Below are 2,774 nucleotides of genomic sequence, written 5' to 3'. Positions count from 1 at the left end.
AAACACTGGTGGTGGAACGACAATTGGTGGTCCAGCATAAATCCACGGCCAGGCCTCCGCCGGAGCGGCACTCAGCATGGTCGCGGCGAATGCCGCGGCTAGCAACTTCCATCCGATGCTATCAGGCATTGTTCTGGTCCACTCTGAACACGCGAACGATTGAGGACGCCCAAACCTGCCTTTCTGCATTTTTGATACCTCTTGACACCATGCACGGAGTGCCCAGATTGAATCTGCCGGCCGCCAAAGGGGTCGGCAAACAGAACTATCAGTTTTGATCTTGTGTCCATGTTGCTCAAAGGAGGATATGGCTATGAGAGCCACCGTTGATTTTGCTCCCCTGTTCCGTTCGAGCGTGGGTTTTGACAGACTGCTCAACGCCCTTGATCTCGCCAGCCGGATTCCAGCGGTCGATAACTGGCCGCCTTACGATATCGTCAAGACCGGTGAGGATGATTACCGGATCGACATGGCGGTTGCCGGACTTGCCGAGGCCGACCTTACGATCACACAGGAGCGCAATACTCTTGTCGTGACAGGACGAAAGGCGCCGGAGCCGCAAAGCGCCGCCGAATATCTCCATCGGGGTATTGCGGGCAGAGAATTCGAACGCCGCTTCGATCTGGCCGAGCATATGAAAGTCACCGATGCGCACTTCGAGAACGGACTTCTGTCCATTACTCTGAAACGTGAGATACCCGAAGCGATGAAGCCGCGTCGTATCGCGATTACGTCCTCTACAGCACGTGCGGCGGAAGCCGTGCCCCGGATTGAGGCGCGGAAAGAGGCAGCCTGATGGCGTGACGAAAACTCTCCCCCGGCCATTCATCCGGCCGGGGGAGAATCTCGAAAGGTCATGAGCATGAAGAGGATGAAAATATCTCTGTCGTGCGCTGCTCTGAGCTTGTCTCTACTGAGCCAGTCGGGCGCACATGCTGGTGATGTTGTCCGGACGACTGCAACATCGTTCGATGCAAGGGCGACTGAGGGAACGTCCACAATCCCCAAAACCGGGGCTCGCACTCATTACGAAGACGGCACAGGTGATATGCTGGTCGACAGCTTGAACGCAAGCCAGTTGGATCAGAACTACAAGGGGCCGGTCTACTCTCCCGGACAACCCATTCCGCCTTTCCGGCCCATCGACACAGATCATCTGGCACCGTCAGGGCCAGAGACGGCGAAGAAGACGTCCTCATCGCACGAGACATAGTGGGGATTGAGTAAACGCGGCGTTATAGACCGCCTTTACTTCGATCCTTCAGGATGAAGACCGTTCAGGCTCACAGCGGGCCGCAGGATTATCTTCGAGATGCGCCTGTTCCCTGGCATCGCGCGCGACACGCGCATCCTGCTCGCGGACCAGCCAGTAGACGGCACCCAGCGCCAGAACAGCCGCCGAGAGAGCGAACAGTTCCATGGCAGTCACATCATGCAGATCCAGCAGGATGAATTTGCGGGCAATCGCCAGGAGGGCGATCAGGACGATGGTCCGTACTCGGATGACGTTCTCATGCTGGGCAAGAACGACCAGCAGGGAGTGTTTGAATTCAAGGGAGATGATAACAGTAAAGATCGCGCCAAAAATCGCCTGGAAGATCGTCTGGTTGATCGGATCGATTCCGACATCGACGACCAGATGCCATACCGCGCCGATCAGATGAATCGTCGCGATGGCGGTGACCAGCATGATGAGCGCAATCAGGGTCAGAATGATCGCCTGTTCAAAACGCTCGTAGAATGTCAGGCCCCTGAACAGCTTGATGAAGTGGGACCAGTCCCTGCTCTGCCAGGAACGTTTCATGGAGAGGTCTTCCATAGCCGTTTTCCCATCTATGAATTGAGTTATAGTTCCTACGTCGTGGCCCTTCCGGCGCACATCCGGTTCAAAGCCGCTGCCAGCGTGGCAGGCGACAGGACAATGTTCTGGTATGGTCTCGCACGCCTTTTGGCAAGGCTAATGTCAGCTGGTTTTCGAGGTCTCCCAACGACATACCCAGGGTCTTAGCCATGTGCGTGCGGTCAGCGACAGGCAGGAGTTTTCGGACCACGGCGACGGTCGTCACTTCCGGATAAGACGCGGTTCTCCAGCGAGAAATCCGATCATAAATCCGGTGGTCAGCCGCCCGACGCATGAGGACGTCATATCCCTGGTCTTTTTCCTGGTCACCGAGATAGTCGGCCAGCAGGACCGCCAGTTCTGTGTCGATCTGAACGCTCGAAAGCGACATAATTCTGTTCGGCCTGCCCGCGCGAAGAGTCATGATGCAGTCCTCAGGCCGGCCCGCGTGTCGCGCGATATCAGAGCCGTCGCATCCAGAGGGCTGACGCTCAAGCCAGAAACAGTGGCGGTGACGTCGACATGCACGGACCCGAACAGATGCAGGAGGGCGGCCTGAGGCGTATAGGCGCCCTTGACGGCTGCCGAGGTCCGGCCGTCCATAAGGATCGGGTCGACAAGGACCGGGCACCCGGTCTGCCGGCTCAATATCTCGATGGAGCGGGCCAGTGGCATGGATGGAATGTTTACCGGCTGCTTTTCTGTGTCGCACGACAGCACATCATGCGGCGCATCAGCCGATGCCTGCGAGGTCATTCCGACCAGCAGCATGAGGACGAGACCGACAGCGACGTGTGGCCTCCTCTCCCTATGCCGAAGGCACCGAGGTTGCTTGGCCGTCTGTTCCGCTCGCTCCGTCTTTTCCGCGGAGTGCGACCAAACTGGCCGCATGGTCCCCCGTGAACGGGGCACGGGGGGATGGTTATTCCAATAG

4 protein-coding genes and 1 pseudogene are annotated in these 2,774 nt (G+C 57.8%); 2 read left to right on the top strand and 3 right to left on the bottom strand.

Annotated features, from left to right (window positions below; genetic code table 11):
- Positions 1-278, top strand: a pseudogene (locus tag GOX01_RS13045) (hypothetical protein); the annotation flags it as partial.
- Between the two features lie 35 nt (positions 279-313).
- Complete coding sequence (locus tag GOX01_RS12585) at positions 314-796, top strand: Hsp20 family protein (protein ID WP_011252872.1); 483 nt, start codon at positions 314-316, stop codon at positions 794-796.
- Positions 797-1,261: 465 nt separating this feature from the next.
- Here the strand turns inward: GOX01_RS12585 and GOX01_RS12580 are convergent, their stop codons facing one another.
- The 3 genes from GOX01_RS12580 to GOX01_RS12570 form a co-directional block, all read right to left on the bottom strand.
- On the bottom strand, positions 1,262-1,819 hold the full coding sequence (locus GOX01_RS12580; protein ID WP_011252870.1) for a phosphate-starvation-inducible PsiE family protein: 558 nt from the start codon (positions 1,817-1,819) through the stop codon (positions 1,262-1,264).
- 67 nt (positions 1,820-1,886) lie between these two features.
- On the bottom strand, positions 1,887-2,264 hold the full coding sequence (locus tag GOX01_RS12575; protein ID WP_024717261.1) for a hypothetical protein: 378 nt from the start codon (positions 2,262-2,264) through the stop codon (positions 1,887-1,889).
- On the bottom strand, positions 2,261-2,611 hold the full coding sequence (locus GOX01_RS12570; RefSeq protein WP_228119363.1) for a hypothetical protein: 351 nt from the start codon (positions 2,609-2,611) through the stop codon (positions 2,261-2,263). The genes GOX01_RS12575 and GOX01_RS12570 overlap by 4 nt, the downstream gene beginning before the upstream one ends.
- Between the last annotated feature and the right edge of the window lie 163 nt (positions 2,612-2,774).

The organism is Gluconobacter oxydans (assembly GCF_006539685.1).
In the GTDB taxonomy this organism is placed as follows: Bacteria; Pseudomonadota; Alphaproteobacteria; order Acetobacterales; family Acetobacteraceae; genus Gluconobacter; species Gluconobacter oxydans.
This window is presented reverse-complemented; position numbering and strand designations above follow the sequence as displayed.